At 57.1% G+C, this 19,638-nt stretch carries 10 protein-coding genes and 6 pseudogenes; 8 read left to right on the plus strand and 8 right to left on the minus strand.

Annotation, left to right across the window (positions count from 1 at the left end; all coding sequences use genetic code 11):
* Positions 1-86: 86 nt before the first annotated feature.
* Positions 87-992: pseudogene (locus tag NKI49_RS27750) on the minus strand (transposase); the annotation flags it as partial.
* A 222-nt stretch (positions 993-1,214) separates the two neighbouring features.
* Between NKI49_RS27750 and NKI49_RS27755 the strand changes: the two are divergent.
* From NKI49_RS27755 to NKI49_RS27770, 4 genes and pseudogenes are all read left to right on the plus strand, one after another.
* On the plus strand, positions 1,215-1,976 hold the full coding sequence (locus NKI49_RS27755; protein WP_352606654.1) for a hypothetical protein: 762 nt from the start codon (positions 1,215-1,217) through the stop codon (positions 1,974-1,976).
* Between the two features lie 192 nt (positions 1,977-2,168).
* A pseudogene (locus NKI49_RS27760) lies at positions 2,169-2,621 on the plus strand (IS630 transposase-related protein); the annotation flags it as partial.
* Between the two features lie 537 nt (positions 2,622-3,158).
* On the plus strand, positions 3,159-4,007 hold the full coding sequence (ltrA, locus tag NKI49_RS27765) for a group II intron reverse transcriptase/maturase (protein WP_352606652.1): 849 nt from the start codon (positions 3,159-3,161) through the stop codon (positions 4,005-4,007).
* A gap of 150 nt (positions 4,008-4,157) precedes the next feature.
* Positions 4,158-4,645 (plus strand): annotated as a pseudogene (locus NKI49_RS27770) (IS630 family transposase); the annotation flags it as partial.
* Positions 4,646-5,199: 554 nt separating this feature from the next.
* Here NKI49_RS27770 and NKI49_RS27775 read toward each other — a convergent pair.
* From NKI49_RS27775 to NKI49_RS27790, 4 genes and pseudogenes are all read right to left on the minus strand, one after another.
* On the minus strand, positions 5,200-6,270 hold the full coding sequence (locus NKI49_RS27775) for a phosphotransferase (RefSeq protein ID WP_352606651.1): 1,071 nt from the start codon (positions 6,268-6,270) through the stop codon (positions 5,200-5,202).
* Positions 6,271-6,283: 13 nt separating this feature from the next.
* On the minus strand, positions 6,284-7,612 hold the full coding sequence (locus NKI49_RS27780) for an aspartate aminotransferase family protein (RefSeq protein WP_352606650.1): 1,329 nt from the start codon (positions 7,610-7,612) through the stop codon (positions 6,284-6,286).
* A gap of 995 nt (positions 7,613-8,607) precedes the next feature.
* Positions 8,608-8,751: pseudogene (locus tag NKI49_RS27785) on the minus strand (transposase); the annotation flags it as partial.
* A gap of 245 nt (positions 8,752-8,996) precedes the next feature.
* Positions 8,997-10,022, minus strand: a pseudogene (locus tag NKI49_RS27790) (IS110 family RNA-guided transposase).
* Between the two features lie 149 nt (positions 10,023-10,171).
* On the opposite strand from NKI49_RS27790, the pseudogene NKI49_RS27795 reads away from it, so the two are divergent.
* Positions 10,172-11,133: pseudogene (locus NKI49_RS27795) on the plus strand (IS110 family RNA-guided transposase).
* Positions 11,134-11,178: 45 nt separating this feature from the next.
* On the opposite strand, the gene NKI49_RS27800 reads toward NKI49_RS27795, so the two are convergent.
* The 3 genes from NKI49_RS27800 to NKI49_RS27810 all read right to left on the minus strand — a co-directional run bounded on the left by NKI49_RS27800 (position 11,179) and on the right by NKI49_RS27810 (position 15,329).
* A complete protein-coding gene (locus tag NKI49_RS27800; protein WP_352606649.1) occupies positions 11,179-12,951 on the minus strand; it encodes an ABC transporter permease subunit in 1,773 nt (590 codons plus the stop codon).
* Positions 12,952-12,972: 21 nt separating this feature from the next.
* Complete coding sequence (locus NKI49_RS27805; protein ID WP_352606658.1) at positions 12,973-13,971, minus strand: ABC transporter ATP-binding protein; 999 nt, start codon at positions 13,969-13,971, stop codon at positions 12,973-12,975.
* A gap of 254 nt (positions 13,972-14,225) precedes the next feature.
* Complete coding sequence (locus NKI49_RS27810) at positions 14,226-15,329, minus strand: ABC transporter substrate-binding protein (RefSeq protein ID WP_352606656.1); 1,104 nt, start codon at positions 15,327-15,329, stop codon at positions 14,226-14,228.
* 506 nt (positions 15,330-15,835) lie between these two features.
* On the opposite strand from NKI49_RS27810, the gene NKI49_RS27815 reads away from it, so the two are divergent.
* The 3 genes from NKI49_RS27815 (at position 15,836) to NKI49_RS27825 (ending at position 19,318) form a co-directional block, all read left to right on the plus strand.
* Positions 15,836-16,714: a M14 family metallopeptidase gene (locus tag NKI49_RS27815; protein WP_352606647.1), complete on the plus strand. Its 879-nt coding sequence runs from the start codon at positions 15,836-15,838 to the stop codon at positions 16,712-16,714.
* Entirely contained in the window at positions 16,696-18,126 is a 1,431-nt protein-coding gene (locus tag NKI49_RS27820) for a dipeptidase (RefSeq protein ID WP_352606645.1), read from the plus strand. The genes NKI49_RS27815 and NKI49_RS27820 overlap by 19 nt, the downstream gene beginning before the upstream one ends.
* Positions 18,127-18,211: 85 nt before the next feature.
* Positions 18,212-19,318 (plus strand): DUF2817 domain-containing protein, encoded by a 1,107-nt coding sequence (locus NKI49_RS27825; RefSeq protein ID WP_352606643.1) that lies wholly within the window; start codon positions 18,212-18,214, stop codon positions 19,316-19,318.
* Positions 19,319-19,638: the final 320 nt, after the last annotated feature.

Consider the following 19,638-nt stretch of genomic DNA (forward strand, 5'->3'; position numbering starts at 1 on the left):
GCATGCTCGGCCTCCAAGGTAGGATGTCTAGGGTTTAGCAACCTCACCTTTGCCACAGCGCAGGTCGCTATCCACCCTCCTCATAGGATCTTGTGGCCATAATGGACATCGCGGCCGCCCTTGACGATGGTGTCGGCATGCGGTTCGAACAGGCTGACCAGCTTCTCGGCGGCCGGCACCGCCTCGCCGGCCAGCACCCGCCGCTCGGTCTGGGCGATGATCTGCTCGATCAGCGGTCGATAGTGGCGCAGTTGCTCCTGCCAGACGATAATGTCCAGATCAGCCGCCGGGGTCAGCCGCTCCGCCGCCTGTCGGAGATAGCCCAGCGTCGTGCGGGTGATCCCGAGCAATTCGCGATCGAGTTGAACCCGTTTCGGGCGGCCGCAGGTGTATTGGATCGCCCGCACCCGCTTCTTGGCCGCGCGGCAGTGATCGTGCCAGGAAAGCGCGCCGCTGCCCAATTTATCCGCCTGCCGCAGCAGGCGAACCATCACCCGTACGGCGTGCCACAACAGGCTGCTGTCGCTCGGCTCGTGGATGAGGGCTGCGGTGACGGTGCTGTCCACACGTATCACCCTGCCGCTTTCCAGCTTCTCGTGGTGGGCGCTCGAAAGCAGCACCTCGTTGATGTCTTCCCAGGTCGAGGCCCGGATCGCGCTGATCGTCTTGTGCAGGACCGACTTCTTCGGGCTCCATCCCCATGGCAGCCGGGCAAACGCCCGGAACGAGGCGGAGTCCTCCAGGTGGAAAGCCAGTTCTTGGTAGCTGAGCTGGCGATGCTGCTTGAGCAGCGCGCAGCGCAGCACCGCCTCCGCCGGCAGGCCCTCGCGGCCGGTCTCCTTGACCCCGTGCCGGCGCAGGTCGGCGGCCACCAGCCCGGTCAGGTGACGCTGCTCGTTCAGCCAATCGGACATGCCCTTCAGCTCACGGCCGATCTCGTGTCCGGCGAAAAGATCGAATACACTGGCTTGGACGGTGCGTTCTTGGCGCATTGTCGGCTCCGGGGGTGGCAGAAAACGCCTTGGAATCAGTGGTATGATGCCAAAGTGTATCTGAAACCGCCGGAGCTTTCCTGCGGAAAACTCCGATTCCTCAAGTAATTTCAACAGTTTGCCGTTTATGGACGGACACTAGCTAGGGTGGAGCGAGAGACTAGGTCAACTATCAGGGCAGGTAGTATCTTCCGTAAGGAAACGTCCTAACATCGATAAGGTATGGCGTTGTCAAAAGGGATAAGCATGCCGTCAAAAAGCATTACTGGCCTCGAGGTTTCAAGATACATCTGCTCAATCCACACGACGATTCGTCGCCTTGGAATGGAAGTCGAAGTCGGTGACGACTTTGATGAGTATATAAATATTACAAAAGACGTAGTTGGCAAAGCGCCGACCTATCCGAACTTCCGACCGGATTGTTCATGGCTTGAGTCTGGCCGCGCGTTCTGGATAGTCGGGCGAGATCGATCCGGTCAAGTAGCTCATGTTCAGGCGCTGCGGATGGACGACCTAAGCACCACCAGCTTGGCCGAACATCTTGAGTCATTGAAAGGCTGCTACGCTCATCCAAAGAGCATGGCCAGCTCCGATTCATCATGTGCTTGCCACGCCCCAGCCGCTCGGCAGATTGCCGGGATCGTAGCGTATCACGGCGACTTATGGCTCCGTGACGATTTTAGGGGGCAGGGCTTTCCGAGCGCGCTCGCAGGCATTGCTTTTGGGTTGGCCTGGGCGAAATGGTCGCCCGACTTTATATATGCCCTTGTCCCGACATGGATTATCGAGAAGGGAGTAGCAGATCAGTACGGTTATCTTCACAGAGAACCGCACGGTTCCGTCTTGCGCCTAAGTAACCTAGGAATTAAAGACGATGACTCGCTGATTTGGCTGACGAAGAGCGAATTGTCCGGTCTAATTTGGCTGACGATAAATGCAGACGAGAGTATTTTTTCACCAATGTCGATGAGCTCTGATACTTAATTACGGATTATTTCGTACAGCGTGAACAGGCACGCTGCTTTTCCTGGGCCGGCGACTTCCCCTTCGCGACAACCGCCTCCCCATGAGCCGAAAGCCGGTTTGAACTAGAGCACGTCCGGGGATCGATGAATCGATTGTGATGTGACGCGAATCGGTTTGACTGATTCAACGTCCACTTTATGGACGTGGACGATGGCGAGAGCACTTGGTGAGGATCTGCGGTCACGTGTCGTGAAGGCGGCGGGTGAAGGAGCATCGGCCCGCCAGGCAGCGGCTCGGTTCGGTGTCGGGATATCGAGCGCGATCCGCTGGATCGGCAGAGTCAGGAGGGGCGAGACGACGCCGCGACCGCAGGGACGACGGCGCGGCTCGCGTCTCGATGCGCATGAAGCCTTCATCGTCGGGATGATCGAGGAGCGCAAGGACATCACGCTGAACGAGATGGTGGAGCGGCTCGTCGCCGAGCAGTCGGTGCGGATCAGCCGCAGCGCCTTGAGCGCCTGGCTTCGCGGTCACGGCTGGACATTCAAAAAAGTCCGCACACGCACTGGAGCAAAATCGCCCCGACATCCTGAAGCGGCGCCGGGACTGGTTCAGCTCGACCTCGATCCGGCAAAGCTCGTCTTCATCGATGAGAGTGTGCTGCAGAGGCACGGAAGGAGTTCAGTATGAACTAACCCCGTAACGTGAAGCTGCGTGAATGATGGAGGACGGCCCTCCGGGATCGGCTTTCAGGAGCAGGTCTCAAACCATTCCGAGCTGCTGCGGTAAAGAGCCGTGGTGGTGAGCGTCAGATGAAACGTTCGGACGAGATCCGAGCAGGTGCATGTCCGAAAGACGAACGAAAGTGAACCCTCCGAAGACGCGTCGTTATGAACGTAAGTGTCGTCGAAACCAGGACCGTCTCGTCATCCTGGGACAAGTCCGCCGGGTGCCTGATGACCGGGCGGGCGGCGACCGGCGTTGAGGGGCGTGAGTCGGACACAGGCTTTCACGCGGAACTGCAGGAACCAGGCTCCTGATGCAAAGGGAGAAGCTCAAGCGGAGCAAACCGCAAGGCGAGTGTACCGATGCAGGAGACTGGGGCGGACCGACCCGTATGAGCGTTGAGGGCCCTGTAATGGGGTCGGAGCAAAGGGGTCGGATCAGGTGGTCGTATTGTTTGGAACAACTGGAAACAGGATGACTTCGCAAGATACGACAGACAAGCCGTTTCGAATTGCGAAACGACAAGTGTACGAAGCTTACAAAGCGGTCAAAGCCAACCAGGGCGCAGCCGGGGTGGACGGGCAGACCCTGGAGATGTTCGAGAAGGACCTTGCAGGAAACCTCTACAAGGTCTGGAATCGGATGTCCTCAGGGACGTACTTCCCGCCGCCGGTTCGCGCTGTCTCCATTCCGAAGAAGAGTGGGGGCGAAAGGGTTTTGGGTGTGCCCACCGTCAGCGATCGGATCGCACAGATGGTGGTCAAGCAGATGATTGAGCCGGATTTGGATATCCTCTTTCTTCCAGACTCCTACGGCTACAGGCCGGGAAAATCGGCTCTGGATGCAGTTGGCGTCACGCGTCAGCGATGCTGGAAGCATGACTGGGTTCTGGAATTCGACGTCAAAGGGCTGTTTGACAATCTTCCGCACGATCTCCTGCTGAAGGCGGTCAGGAAGCACGTCACATGCAAGTGGGCTCTGCTCTACATCGAAAGATGGCTGGCAGCGCCGATGGAGAAGAACGGGGAAGTCGTCGAGCGCACACGCGGTACCCCGCAAGGGGGCGTTGTCAGCCCGATCTTGTCGAATCTCTTCATGCACTATGCATTTGATCTGTGGATGACCCGGACGCATCCTGACCTTCCATGGTGTCGATATGCGGACGATGGTCTTGTGCATTGCCGGAACGAGCAGCAGGCAGAAGCCCTCAAGGCGGAGCTTGGTGCTCGACTGGCAGCTACGTCAACCGGAAGCTCAGGGCGTGGATCATGCGTAAGTTCAAGCGCTTTCAGTCCCATAAGACGCGTGCCAGCCTCTTCGTGAAAAAGCTGGCGCGGGAAATCCAGGACTGTTTGTGCACTGGAAGGCGTTCGGAACGAATACGTTTGCCTGATGGGAGCGGTGTGAATCGAGAGGTTCACGCACCGTTCTGCGAGAGGCCGGCAGGTGAAATCCCTCCGGCCTACTCACCCCGGCCTCTCCACAAAGATGGCCGCCTGCGTGGAAGAGCGCCGCGCGGCGAACGCTGCCGGGCAGGCGTGCCGCACGGCCACTGGAAGACCACGACCTTCACCGGCGCGCTCAGGCTGACCGGAATGACCGCGCCCTTCGTCTACGACGGCGCCATGAACGGGGTCGTGTTTCTCGCCTATGTCAAGCAGGTGCTGGCGCTAACCCTGGCGCCAGGCGACGTCGTCGTCATGGACAATTTGCCGGCGCACAAGTCCGGGGGCGTGCGCGACGCGATCGAAGCCGCCGGTGCAAGGCTGATGTTCCTCCCGCCCTACAGCCCCGACTTCAACCCCATCGAAAACGCCTTCGCAAAGCTCAAGGCGCTCCTGCGGGCGAGGGCCGAGCGGACAATCGCGGCCCTATGGGACACCGTCGGCGCGCTCGTCGACCTTTTTACGCCAACAGAATGCGCAAACTACTTCAAGGCCGCAGGCTATGAACCGGATTAAACCGGACGTGCTCTAGCGTTTAGTCGACAGAGAGGCTCCATCGGCTCCACCGCATATTCGGCACTGCACCGAGCGAGTGGTAAAAAGCAATTCCTCCTTCGTTAGACAAAGAGCGTATGCCATTGGATGTCTCAGCAGCCATTCTCACGGGCAAATTCCATTAATATCCCAAACATTGCTCCCCCAAGACCTGAACGCCGCGTTTCGGGGCGGAGATAAATGCAATCGAGATAGAGACGGGGTATCACCGACTGAAGTGCCTGATCGCGGCTGTCATGTATCCTCCAAGCGAACCGGAAGAGCCATCTCCTTTATCGCAAACCAAGCCAAATAATTGCGCAGGAGTTCCAAAGAACGCAGAGTTCCATCGACCGCTCAGATCAGCCATCTGCAATCACGGCATCTTCCAACGCGGCCTGTTGGTCGCACAGCGTTCTCAACTGGGGTAAATCTGCAGGACGCACAGTTCTGATTATCACAGTATTCTCCCGTTCTGTTGTCGAAGGACGGACTTGCCGCCAAGCAGGCAAGAGATTGCTGAGGTGCAAGTTAATTTATCCGTGCGCCAGCCCGCATAGTTGCGCAACGACGCCATCCAGTGGTACGGCCACGGCTCGCTCTAAGTTCTTCCAGTAATACTCAGCACTAGCGAGTAGCTCCTCGCTCTGGTCAGGTGCGCGCTCAGCCTTCCAGTACCTTATCAACGCGAGCATGGTAAGCCGCGCGAGAGCCGCAATTGGCAGAAGTGGAAGTTCTGCTTCGTTTATCGGCCGGCTCTGCTGGTACCCGGCCACAAACGCAAAGGCATCCTGCCAAGGGTGATCCTGAGAGCGGCCGATAAGGTGCGCGACTGTATTGGCTGGGTCGAATATCACGGCGCTATGGACAGTGTCGCCAAAGTCAAGAATGGCCGTGACGAAGGCATCCGTATGCGGATCCGCTACGACATTGTTGGGAGCATAGTCACCATGGATAAGTTGCATTTGAAGGCTAGACAGCCTCGGCTGCATGACTTCTTCGAACCGGCTGAAGACCCGTTGAGCCAGCAGTCGGTGCTTTGGGTTTGGCACGTACTCAACAATCCCCCCCCAATGGAGAAAGTGCCGAATGTCGTAAACTAAGCTGCGCATGGCAGCCGGATGCTCAAATGATCGCAGCGCGACGTTTAGGCGCCCGAGCGTCCCTCCCGCCTTGGTTAACTGCTCGACGTTGGCTTCCATTTGCTCCCACAGCAGCCCTTCGACAAAGCAGAAGACGCTGAGTATTCGACAAGCTCCATCCCCTACGTCGATTGGTACGCTATCCCTATGGTCAAGGGTGGGCTTGATGCGCTGGACGGGCAAGGCATGAGCGACATCATCAAGATAGCGCATCGCTCCAATCTGCAACGCCGTAATTGGTTCAGGCTCGTCTGACGGTGACACCTTTACAAGGTATTCATTCGCTTTGGCCTTAAGCCTGAACGTATGGCCCTTTTCGCTGCCCAATATTGAAAAGTTTCCATTGAGCCCATAGTGAGCCTCAACCATGTTCTGCAACAGCAAGGGGTCGATAGGTTGGGTTGATGCAAGGAGGCTGCTCTCCTCCAAGAGCCGTTCTAACACAGGGCCGGGTGATTTGTTCATGTGTTAAATTCCTCTAAAGCCATTGTTTCGCTACGAGGGCAAAGGTCTCAAGGAAGCGGCTCACGTCGGCAGCGGTGAAAGCGACTGGAGGACGAACTTTCAACACGTTACCTGCGGCGCCGGTCCGGCTGATCAGAACGCGACGATGGCGAAGGCTCTTGATGATGCTTTCGCAACGAATAGGATCGGGCTTGAGTGTCTCTCTGTCCTTGACGATCTCGACACCAAGGTACAGCCCGCTGCCTCGGATCTCCGCAACAAAAGGAGAAGCCCGTGTCAGCGTTTCAAGCCCTGTCAGCAGAGCCGCTCCGTTCACGGCAACGCGTTCACGCACATTCTCCTGCTCGAACACATCGAGCACTGCGGAAGCCGCGGCTATAGAAAGCGAACGGCCGCCCAATGTGTTGAAGTAGCTGACCTTCTGTCCGAATTCGTCAGATATCTCCGGGCGGAAGACGACGCCAGAGATGGGAAAACCGTTCCCAATCGCCTTGCCCATCGTGACGATATCAGGAACTATCCCGTGCCGACTGAACCCCCACATGGAATCTCCTAGCTGAGCGAACCCTGATTGAACCTCGTCGGCAATGTGAAGGCCACCAGCGGCATGAACTTCGTCGACCATTGCCTGCATGAAGCCCACAGGGTGCGTAAAAATGCCGTCGGAGGTGAACGCAGAATCAGCAACCAAGGCTGCTAGGCGGTATCCGTGCCGTTCGAGATCAAGAATCGCGGCACGCACTTGATCCCGCATATAATTCTCGAGGGATTGCCCGGGTGCGCGGAGCCTGACGTCAGGAGCGGAAATGAGTCGGACGTTTGGTCCGAGCGGCGATCCTGCGCCTAGCATTGGGGAAAAACTCGCAACCTCACGAGTGCGACCGTGAAAAGCCCAACGAGTAACTATGATACCCTCGCCGCCGGTATGGAACCTCGCGACCCGAATCGCAAGGTCATTTGCCTCAGATCCAGTGCAGGGCAAGCTTAGCTTCGACAGTTCAGCTGGGAATGTTGCAAGTAGCCGCTCAGCATAGGCGACCATGGCTTCCTGGGGGTAGCGTGTATCAGTGTTGACTGCGGCAATCTGGCGGGAAACAGCATCCGCAACATGCTTGTGCGCGTGGCCGACACCCTGCACGTTGTTAAACGCGTCGAGATAGTCATTGCCATCGATGTCTATTAAGTGGGCACCAAAACTCGATACAAACTCCACCGGAATAGTCTCGGAAAACTGGTAGCCAGGACCGAGCACCATGTTCCGGCGCCGGATGATGTCTTGGAGTCGTTCAGGCAGATCGCTGATATCATTCGTGTCGATCCGCGTAGGCCGGCGCGCGCTCATCTCAGCGTGACGGCGAACGACCGAAGAAGACCGCCGGGGCTTTCGTCGGGTTATATGCTATGCGGGCAAAGAGAGTAGCGCTTCGCATAGGGTTGACGGGTTCAGCCTGGATACTTGGTCCTGAAAACGTTTCGTTAACTGCTGCGAAAAAGCACAGGTTCATCTGGAGTGTCCTAACGGCGGCAACTTAGTGCCATGTTCTCGCTCGGCAGTAGATAGTCCGTGGCCGCGGGCGTCCAATTCAGTTTGCAGATTGGTGTCTTCTTGTGATGAGATGAGAGCGTGGAGGCGGCGGCCGGAGCCGCGCGAAGGGCGTCAGGGGCGGCGCGGATTGGGTGCGATGCGCCAGCACGTTGGCCTTAAATGAAATGGGACAACCAGATCCGACATCCTGCGATGCCCCTCTTAGTAGCTCGTTCAAGCAAAACCCGTCGCGAAAATGGGTGAACTATTGAGTCTAGCAGGCTTTTGGCCACTCGCCACCTACCGTAGCGATGATTCTGTGTCTCCGAAGGGAATCCGAGAGCGAATGGTGCGTGGTGGAGACGAGCTGGTGAGTTGTTCAGCTACGCTGATCTGGAGGCGCCCCTGACACGATCATCCGTCACGCCGCGTTCTGGCGATTTTGACGAGGTCTGGCGGCATTGAAGCGGGCTTTGGCGGGGATGGATTCGACGATGTGGTGGCCAAATATTTTGGCGGGAAAACTGCTGCGAGCGGCTGCTGCAGGCGTTCTACTGGAGCCGACCAGAGCGGCTTTTGAGGAGCGATGGAGCGGCAGGAGTACGAGACCTTCTGTTCCACTGGTTCATCAATTTCGGCGTCGATGACGCGGCCTGGGCCCATTTGATATTCTAAAGAACCGCGGCCAGTGGGTGGAAGGTGACATCGCCGGGAGGTTTATAGCGGTACTGGAGCCTGTGCGGAGTTCTCATACGCGGCGGCTCGCAGGCCCCCTGTGCAAAATCGTGCAAGTCTTGGTCTCAGTATGCCTCCTTTGCTCGCAGCAGCGCCTTGAGTTTGGCGAAGGCGTTCTCAGTCGGATTGAAGTCGGGACTGTAAGGCGGCAGGTAGAGCAGGCTCGCGCCTGCGGCCTCAATCGCGTCGCGCACGCCGGCGGCCTTGTGGGCGGGCAGGTTGATGGGTTTGTCTAATCGCCGCTGGGACGTCAAGCATGTGATTCCGTCGAGACGACGCTGCCGGGTGCATGGTTATCTTCGCGGTCGACATCAGTCGCCGCATGATGGAGCTCCGCGGACGAGCCTTCGATGTGGATGACGCACTTTGCTGAGACAGCGGTGCAACCCCATCAGCGGAATGGCTCGGCTCACGTCCCGGCAGGGACGTCTCAGGCGCTCAGATCCTGAACGCTATTCGCAAGCTTTCATGCTATGGCGCCTGCATTTCGATTAAAGAACTCGCCGGTCTTGAGCATCGAATGCATAATCACCGCCAGTTTGCGCGCCACAGCCACGGCAGCTCGTTTGAAGCCGATCCTCTCCCGGAGCTGGAGACCCCATGTCCGCAGGGTGCTCTCGGTTGAGCTACGCGTCAGAATAACCGACGCCGCTTCGTAGAGAAGCCCTCGCAAATGGCGGTCGCCGCGTCGGGATATATGGCCATCATAATCGACTTCTCCGGATTGGTAGCGGCGCTTCGTCAGGCCTATCCAGGCGCCAACAGATCGGGGCGTCTTGAAGTTGCCCGGATCTTCAATGGCAGTGGCGAACGAGGTTGCGGTAATGGCGCCGATGCCGGGGATCGACATGAGTATGCGGCATGCTTGGCTTTGACGTGCATCTGCGACAAGCTGGCGCCCAAGCTCGGCGGCACGGATGCGAATGCTGCGCCAAACTTCCAACATCGGTAGCACGACAGGAGCAAGCTCGCTCTGATCGATAAGAAGGCTCCGGATCTTCCTTTCGAATGTAGTTCCCTTACCGGCGGGAACGAGCAAGCCGAACGTTTTCATGATCCCTCGGATCTGGTTGGAAAGCTCGACGGTGATCCGGACCACCCGCGTGCGTGCTGCCACGAGCGTGCGGGTCAACATACTGTCGAAACCTTTCACGCGCACCTCGCGAAAGAACCCTGCTTCAGCAAGACGCGCCAAACCATCGGCGTCATTCGCATCCGTCTTGTTCGCCGCCATATCGAGAGCGGCTTTGGCAAGGCGCGCATCGATGCAGATGGCTGGCAATCCCGCGGCGCCAGCGCATGATAGAACCAGACGGAAAGAGGTCCAGTCTCGAACACGACGCGCTTTGCGGCCGGCGCCCGCTTGCGGACAAGCTCGGCAATGATCCTGGGATCAAGATGCGCACCCCCCGCGCCAGATCGTTCGCCTTCACGGCGGATCGACACTGCTGTCTCTTTCATCGACACGTCGGAGACCGATATATTCTTCCATGGCTGTTCTCCGTTGATGCTGGGCCCGGCGTCCAGTCGTGAGCCCGTATTTCCATCTTATCGGGGAACAGCCACCCTCCAAGGCTATGATCGGTTCCAGGGCGCGTCGCTCCCGCGATTACCCCATGTGGACGCCCCCTCACGGCATCGCTGTGCCAAAGTGGTGTCGTTGATCATCACTTGAACGGAGGCGTCCATGTTGGACTACTTCGGTTCCTAGCTGAGCAGCCGGCTTGCACGGTGGCGATGGAGGCGTGTGCCGGCAGCCATTAATTGGGCGCGGGAGATCGCGAAGCTGGGTCATGGCGTCCGGCTGATCGCTCCGTGCTACGTCGAGCCTTTCGTCAAGCGGCAAAAAGAATGATGCAGCTGACGCGGAAGCGATCTGCGAAGCGGCCCAGAGGCCGACCATGCGGTTCGTGGCCCTGAAGAGCGAAGAGCAACAGGCCGCGGCCATTGTGTTCCGCGTCCGCGATCTTGTGGTTCGCCAGCGGACCCAGACGTTCAATGCAATACGCGGCCATCTTGCGGAATTTGGACTTGTGGCTGCGCAAGGCCTCTTCCACGTCACTAAACTTGTTACGGCGATCGAGCAGATGGACCCCACCATCCCCGAAGCCGCCCGCCCGATCCTGTCTTTACTCGTTGAGCAGTTGCGGGCGCTGGATGCCACAGTGGCCGAGCTCGACCGAGAGATTAGCCGGCGCGCCAGAGAGGATGCGGAAGCCAAGCGCTTGATGACGATTCCCGGTATAGGACCGATCACCGCGACGGCGCTTGCCGCGTTGGCCCCGTCCGCTCAGACCTTCAAGAGAGGCCGGGACTTCGCGGCATGGCTCGGACTAACGCCGCTGCAACGTTCTTCGGGCGGCAAGCAAAAGCTCGGCGAGACATCCCGCATGGGCGAGCGAACCCTGCAACGGCTGCTGATCATTGGGGCCAGCGCCGCTGTGCGCTGGGCCATGCGGAAGGGATCGACCGGGGATCCGTGGCTTTCGCGGATGCTTGAGCGCAAGCCACCCATGCTGGTCATCGTCGCCTTGGCCAACAAGACGGCGCGCATCGTGTGGGCATTGATGGCCAAAGGCGGAACCTATCGAACGCCGGGATAGTCCGCTCAGTGCCGCTTGACGGTGGCTTTCCACATGACGTCTAAGCTAAGAACTTTGGAAGTGCAGCCGGCTCGTTTGCCTCGACCGCCACCACATAACGTAGAGGACAATCAGCCAGAGCATCGGCAGTAACGTCAACAGCGACGCCACTGCGGCGACTGTAGGGTCGATCTGGTTTCGTATGTTCTCCCACATTTTCAGCGGCAGGGTGTAGACTGAAAATCCGCCGACCAATGAGGTGACGACGACCTCGTCAAAGGAGTGAATGAACGCGAACACGGCGCCGCCGATAATGCCCGGCCGGATCAAGGGTAACGTCACCCTGATAAAGGTTTGCAGCGGCCCGGCACGCATGCTCATAGCTGCCTGCTCCAGCTTTCGGTCAAAATTTGCCAGTGTTGCCGAGACTATCACAACGACATAGCCGATGGCACCGATGCTGTGCGCCAGGATGATGCCTGTCTTCGAACCGATCAGTCCGAGATTGACCAGCCCAAAGTATGTCGTCACGCCCACAACGATAACCGGAATGGTAATCGGAGTCAGCATCAGCATGGTTAGTGGGCCGCGCAGTTTCGGCCGGATGCGGCTGATCCCATAGGCGGCGAGGGTGCCGACGATAGTTGACAGGGTACAGACCGCCACCCCTATTTGGATGCTAGTCCAGGCGGCGCCGTACCAGGCCGGATCGTCGAAGAACGAACGATACCACCGCATGGAAAGGCCCGATGGCGGAAATTCCAAAAGCGACCCCGCGCTGAACGACATGATGATAACGACGACTTCGGGAAACAAGAGGTATAACAAGACCAGGAAGACAAACGCCGGTCCAGCGAGTTTTGACCAGCGGCTCCTGCCTCCAGTCTGATAGAGTTGGGCCCTCCATCGCTTGGCACGTGAAGAAACGGGAAGCTCGCCGAAATAGCGTTTCACCGTGCCGAACCAGGAGAGCCAACTTTGCCGAGCCTTCGGCGCGGCTTGCATCGCGTGCTGCTGAGTACCCGAGAGGTCGAGCCCGACGATCGAGAGCACGACCACGGCGATCGCCAGGAGAATGAAGGAAGAAGCTGCAATGGGCGCCATATCCAAGCCGGTCGTGAACTGCGAGGCTATGAAGGTTGACAGCATAGCATCGCGTAGCCCGCCTACGGCGGCCGGCGTTATGTAGAAGCCGAGGCAGATTACAAAGACCAACAGGGAGCCACTGCGTACGCCTGGCAAACTGAGGGGGAAGAACACACGCCAGAAAGCGGTGATCGGTCGCGCGCCCATGCTGCGCGCGGCGGCCATCAGCGACCTGTCAATGCCCATCATGACGCTGACGAGAGGCAAAATCATCATAGGCAGCATAATATGCACCATGGCTATATAGACAGCCACACGGTTGTAGATGAGCGGCAGAGGACTCGAAATCAGCCCAAGTTCAACCAGCAGATTATTTATTAAGCCTCCATCGCCAAGAATTATTATCCATGCATAGGTACGCGCCAACCCGCTGGTCAGATAGGGGATTACGACTAAAACGATGAGCGCCATACGCAGGCGCTTCGAAGCAGTCACGATCAGGTAGGCCGTGGGGTAGCCAATGACTAGGCAAATCGCCGTGGCCACCACGCTGATCTCGATCGTCTGGTAAAGAACTCTGACATTTGCTGTCTGGCCGAAAAATGCAAGGTAGCTGACGATCGAAAAGTCCGGCGCATTGATGCTGGTCAGGAAGAGCTGAACGATCGGCATCCCGAAAACGACGAACAAAATGACAAAGGCTGGCACGGTGAGTACAATTGGCATTCGGCCCAATTTCTGAAGCATTTGCATTCGCGCATCTCCCCGGAGGCTTCACGCTTCGACGAAGCGGACGTCAGACTGCAGCCAATCGAGCTGGACTGTGTCTCCCTGTCGGAAGATCTGCTGCCCCGAGGCGGCATGCTCGCGCGCGACGAGCACACTGCTCCCGACGCGAACATGGTATTTCCGCAACGGGCCGGCATAGATCATGTCTTCGACGGTGCCGGCAACGGATTGGCGCTGGCGCTCATCGGAGCGGGTCGGCGCCCCGGGGACGGCCACGCAGATGCGCTCCGGCCGGATCATGGGCACCGTGCCGGGCGGCTGCGGCGCATTGGATTCCACGTCACAACCGAGATTTTCGAGGATGTTGGCCTCGCCAAGAAAATTTGCCACGAAGCGGGATGCTGGCCGATCATAAAGGGCTTCCGGACTATCGGTCTGTTCAATCCGCCCAGCCCGCATGACTACGATGCGATCTGACAGGGTGAGTGCCTCCTCTTGGTCATGCGTCACGCATATGGTAGTGATGCCGAACTCTTTGTGCAGGCTCTTCATTTCGATCTGCATTTGCTCGCGGAGATTACGGTCAAGGGCGCCAAGCGGCTCGTCGAGCAGGAGGAACGGTGGATCGGCGATCAGCGCGCGAGCAAGCGCCACGCGCTGCTGCTGGCCGCCGCTCAATTGCGAGGGCATGCGGCCGCCGAAGTCCTTCAGGTGCACGCGCTCGAGGATGCGATCCACCCGTTTTAGCCTATCGCCTGCTTTGACACCACGCATTTCGAGCGGAAATTCGAGATTGCGACGCACAGTGAGGTGCGGAAACAGCGCGTAGCTTTGGAACACGATGCCTTGGTCCCGCCGGTAGGACGGGACCGCGGCGACAGAATTTCCAGCGATCAGAATGTCGCCCTCAGTGGGCGCTACGAAGCCGGCGAGCAGCATCAGCGCCGTGCTCTTGCCCGAACCACTCGGACCGAGAATGGTCAAGAACTCGCCGCGCCGGACTGTCAGGGACAGATCTTGGACTGCGGCAACCTGCCCGTACATCTTGGTAACGTTGCGAAATTCAATCTGGGCTGGAATTGAGCTCTGTTCCAATGCGTTATCCTCGATACGGCGGCCGGACACGGTGACATTGCCTTGGCGGCTGCCAAGATCCAGATTGGACGGGTTTCTGCGAGGGGACTCCATCTTGGCAAAAACAAGGGCGTCCGACATGGTCGTTCCTCTAGAATATCAGAGATCGGCGAACCAGCACGCAAAGATGATGCTGCCTCGCCGACCAATTCACTGCTCTGGATCTATCGAAGAATCCACTCGCTCCAGCGCTGAGCGAGCCTCTGCGTATTCGACAGCCCATCCGATCCGACTTCGGCATACCATCCTCCGTGTATAGGTATGCTTTTCGTCATGTAGTCAGGGTGGGTAGGTAGCTTACGAGCCACATCATCCGGTATCAACTTGAACGCGTTGCGGTTGCTGGGACCTTCTGGGTAAAGTTTGGAGAAGGCCGCTTGGCGCTCGGCCCGGGTGGCGAATTCAACAAACCTTTGAGCGTTTTGCGTATTAGGGCCTCCTTTTGGGATTACCCAATAGTCCCAGGTCAGCTTGGCCTGATTGCGGCTTATTTCGATAGGTGACCCCTTGTCAATTAATGAGATGGCCCGGCCGTCATAGGAATTCATAACATCGCCAGTTCCACCATTCATCAACTGCTGGATCTCTGACCCATTGGTCCACCACTTGCGGATATGTGGTTTTATCTTGTCGAGGCTCGCGAAAATGCGATCGATGTCCATCGGATAAAGTTTCCCGGGATCGACGCCGTCTGCCATCAACGCCTCCTCCCAGGGCCCTTCAGATCCATACTGGCCCGACACGAGGAATCGGGTACCGGGAAACTTTGCGACGTCCCAGAACTCAGCCCAGTTGGCGGGTCGCTTGTCAGGCGAGAGCTTCTTCGTATTATAGACCATATTATAAGAATAAATGAGCGATGCGACGCCAAACGGATCCTTGGCGAAGTCAAAGATGCCATCGAGCTCTTCCTTTTTGTAAATCGAGTAATCGATCTTCTCGAGGTAGCCTTTAGCGCCTGCAGGAAGCGCCCCGCCCGGAGACATGGGGCCTACGTCAATCGTGACGTTGTGTGCTTTGACCATGAGCTCAAGCTTCGCGAAGTCGAAGTCTTGGGTAATGGGAGTCACCTTTATACCAGTCTCGGCTTCAAACGGCTTCACATACGCTTCAATGTTCGACTTTCCGACTTCACCGCCGTTGACCAAGACTCGCAACTCGCCCGACGACTGCGCCAGAGATCGGGTAGCGACGGAAGATAACGCGCCAGCCGCGACAGCGGACGACGCTACCTGGATAAAAAGTCTACGATTTAAAATAGGGTTCATTGCTTTCTCCCGTTGCAGTGTTTGACCCAATTGATCACGAAAGCCCCGGATTTTGTTCTTCTCTCGATTATTGATGGTCAGGTCCACCCACAACCGCTTCCTAGGGCTTGCTCGACTTCCCAGTCTAGGTTTGCCACGCTACGGTCGCGCTTTGGCTCCCGGCATTGCTGGACCAATCATCGACCCCCAGCTGTGACGGGTCAAATTCAGTTTATGTATCCAGCCATCTGGTCGCGAGATGGCGCCGACCCCTAACGATAGTGCAGCCGGCAACCGTGCCTGGCTGAGGCCGCGAGCGCTGTGATCTTACCTTGGCACATCGGCGAAGGCATGGCTCCGTCTAAGGTTTCCATCTAGAAACGCGATGGCACCTTCCGGGACATTATATTGGCGAATTAAAGGCCGTGTGGCGCATATCTATAGAGCGGGAGAATGCAAAACCGCACAGCAGCTAGCGTGCCCCGGCGGCTCTTCGCCCGAATGCGCGCAATAGGTTGATTTGAATAATGAGCGAAGCACCACGCCTTACGCTGGATCCCGATACGCCTGGCGTAAGCAGGGGGCATCTTGTTGTCACGGGAGGTTCCGACCTAGGGGAGCTTTGGCTTCCGATATTCAGTGTTAACAAAGGAGTGGGACCCCGCCTTCTTTTCACCGGCCGAAATCATGGCGATGAATTGGAAGGGCCAATTGTCGCGAGACGACTTATCGATTGGCTGACAGAGGCACAAAGCTATGGAAGCGTCATCGTCGTGCCGGTGCTCAATCCATTGGCCGTGCAGGCATCGAGCCGCAACACTCCCCTCGATGGGTTGAACCTCAATCGCGTGTTTCGGGGCTGCGCCGGCGGATCAGTGACCGAACAACTCGCGGATGCTGTCTCGCGCATATTGTTCCCAATGGCCGACACGGTATTCGATCTACACAGCTTCGGACTAAGGTGGGATCTTCCGCCGGCGGCCAACAACGCACCCGATTGCCGGGAGACGGCTCGCATGTTCGGTATCGTGGCCCAACACCAGGGCAAGGTATTTGTTTGCGCTGAATTCGGCGGTAGCACGATCGGCGCGAACGATCTCGCGATCGACGAAGCTAGAGTACGCAACGCGATCATCGCGCTCGGGTTGGTCGAGGGTAAGGCCGAGTACCCTACCTTCCGTGAACAGAAGTCCGGCCAAACACTCGAAACGCATCCGTCTGATGAGTTGAAATCGCCCGCACCAGGGAACTTTGAACCTCGCCACTCGGTGTTCGACGTCGTGGAGCAGGGAGATGTAATAGGTATCCCGCATAGTCCGAGGGCAGGGCACTCGATTCGTTTGGTTCAACCGGCGCAAAGATTCAGTGTGTCTGCTAGGAGAAGCCAATGCACATTGATGCAATAGTACAGGATTTGCTCGGCCGACAAACCGAAATTACCAATAGACTTTGTGCCTTCTTGCGCTTTCCAAGTGTGAGCACGGACCCTGCTTTCGCAGGAGGAATGCGTGCCGCACAAACGTTTCTGATAGACTGGCTCAACAGCATGGGCTTGAGCGATGTCCAGCTTCTCGATGGAGGGGGGCATCCCGCCGTCTATGGTGCTTGGACCGGCGCTCCCGGGAAACCCACGTTGCTAATTTATGGACACTATGACGTCCAGCCCCCCGATCCTCTGGAAGAATGGATAACGCCACCTTTCGAACCAACCGTACGAGGCGGAAGGCTATACGCCCGAGGCGCATCTGACGACAAAGGATCCACCGCAATCGCGCTTGAGACTATCGCTGCCTTTCTGAAAGCCCGAGGTTCGTGTCCAGTGAACGTGAAGGTATTTTTAGAAGGGGAAGAGGAAATCAATAGTCCTAGTTTGCGAACGATTGTGGAACTGTACAGCGACCTACTGCAAGCTGATGGGATGATCTCCACCGATGACTCGCGGATGCATTCCACAATTCCCACGATTAATGTCGCTTTGCGTGGGATTGTGGAATTTGAGTTCTCTCTTAGAACTGCCGATAAGGACCTTCATTCTGGTCTGCACGGGGGCGCGGTTCGCAACGCCGTGCATGAAATGGCGAGGGTCATTGCTTCTTTGCATGACAAGGATGGTGCGATCGCAGTTCCAGGATTGTTGCCGCCTGTGTCTTCTGTGAGCCAAAGTGCACGAGCTGAAACGGCCAAGTTTCCCTTCGACGACTCCAATTTTGTCAAAGACGTTGGAGCGCGGGCTCATGGGGAAGCGGGGTTCTCGATACGTGAGCGGCTTACGCTTCGGCCGGCGTTAGACGTAAACGGGGTCTGGGGAGGTTACACCGGCGCCGGCGGCAAGACAGTGATCCCAAGCACAGCCCACGCTAAGCTGTCTTTGAGAATCGTGCCGGGCCAGGATCCCCGTCAAGTGTTGAACGCACTTAAGGCTCATTTGCTTACAGTTTGCCCGCTGGACGTTGAGCTCTTGATCGATGACCCGGGTACGGGAAGTCGCGCCTTCTACCTGCCGACCGGACATCCCCTTCTTGTTGCCGCTAAAAGAGTCTTGTCTGGGGCGGGCAAAGAGCCGGTGCTTGTCCGTCTGGGTGCGTCCATTCCCATCACCGCCATATTTGAAGAGCTGTTTGGAATTCAGACGCTTATGTTCGGCTTTGCCTTATCTGATGAGGATATTCATGCTCCCAACGAATTCTTCCGATTGGCTTCGCTGGCTGAAGGTCTATCTGCGTGGCCAAGGTTGCTGGAGCAAGTCGGCGAGCTCAGCGCCGATGAGTTTCGATCAATAGCGGCGGCAGCGGCGGACAAGGCACAAGAATTCCACTAGCGCGTTGCACCCTAATAGCGGGGCAATCGAGCCGGATTCTGCTCGTAAAACCCATCAGCCAACGTCAACAAATAAGGTAAGCAAAATGAGTTTCGATATAGCCAAGCTACACGTACCGCTTTTGTTTTCCGACAGCTATCAAGAAGCACGTAGTAAATTTATCTCTGCGGCGCCTAACTCCAAACAATATAAATATGATCATTTCGGGCCATCTGGCGATGATCTTTATACTGATGTGGCGTATTTCGGACCTGCTAACGCCAGTCGGATGCTGGTACTAGTTTCCGGAACCCACGGAGTTGAAGGTTACACAGGTTCTGCTGCTCAACTGCTCTTCTTGACGCACAAGTTTCAAGAGATGCTTCCGCCATCGACCGCTGTCCTTATGATTCATGCCCTTGGCGCCTATGGATTTGCATGGGATCGGCGGTTCACGGCGGAGCATGTTGACCTAAACCGCAATTTTGTGGACTTCAGCAAACCCCTGCCAGAGAACCATGAATATGAACGTTTGGCAGATCTATTCATCCCCTCTGATCTCGAGGAAGAGACGCTCAATCGTGCGGAAGCAGCCCTTAAAACTGCCCATGAGCGGATGGGTGACCTCAACTTCAGAATGGCTTTGGCAGGGGGGCAATATACACGTCCTGGGGGCCTGTTTTACGGAGGAAGGAAGCCAACTGAGGAGCGGCGTACGCTTGAACGTATTGCGGCCGACTTTAATGTGAAGGAACGCGAGAAGGTCATCATAGTGGACTATCACACTGGACTTGGCCCCTACGGGTACGGAGAGATCCAGTGTGAATTGTCTTCTGGCGAACAAGGCTATAGGCGAGCGCTAAGAATATTTGGGAGCTCTGTTACGTCCCCCGTCATCGGAGATTCGTCTTCTGTGTCTATTCCAGGCACGCAGGATGAATTTTGGCAGCAACTTCTTGGTGATAGACATACATATGTTACCCCGGAGTTCGGAACATATCCTTCTCCCCGGGGACGTCTCATCATTTCCAAAGATCTTTGGCTTTTTACTCATGAACCCGATGCCGTAACGTCGGAGTTGGGCTGTAGGATTAGAGGCGCGGTAAAGTCATATTTTTATCCGGAAGCCTCTGACTGGAAGGAAATGGTCCTCTGGCGATGCCATCAGGTGCATCGCCAGGCAATCGATTACTTCCTTTCGGGTGATTGCTAGTGGACTCCGCAGCCATTACATTTTCGCCACACAGGTCGGGCCAGCTCGCCCTCACCGTCACTGACGAGTGCAGCAAATGGATCGCGGAACAGCCATTTGTTGACGGCAATGTCGGCTTCTCGGTAATTCCTCGGCCGGCATGGTCTAATTCTGGATATGGTCGGCATCAGAGTCTCACGTATTGGCGGTGCGTAAAGAAGCGCTGTAGGGAGTTCTGAAAACGACCTCCATGGATGTCAAAATCGGCGGATAATTCTGACGACCCCAACCCATCAAGGTGTTCTACTCGCAGCCGTCTGGCAGGACCGGACGCTTGCTGA

It is taken from the genome of Mesorhizobium sp. M0587, assembly GCF_040320945.1.
Taxonomy (GTDB): Bacteria; Pseudomonadota; Alphaproteobacteria; order Rhizobiales; family Rhizobiaceae; genus Mesorhizobium.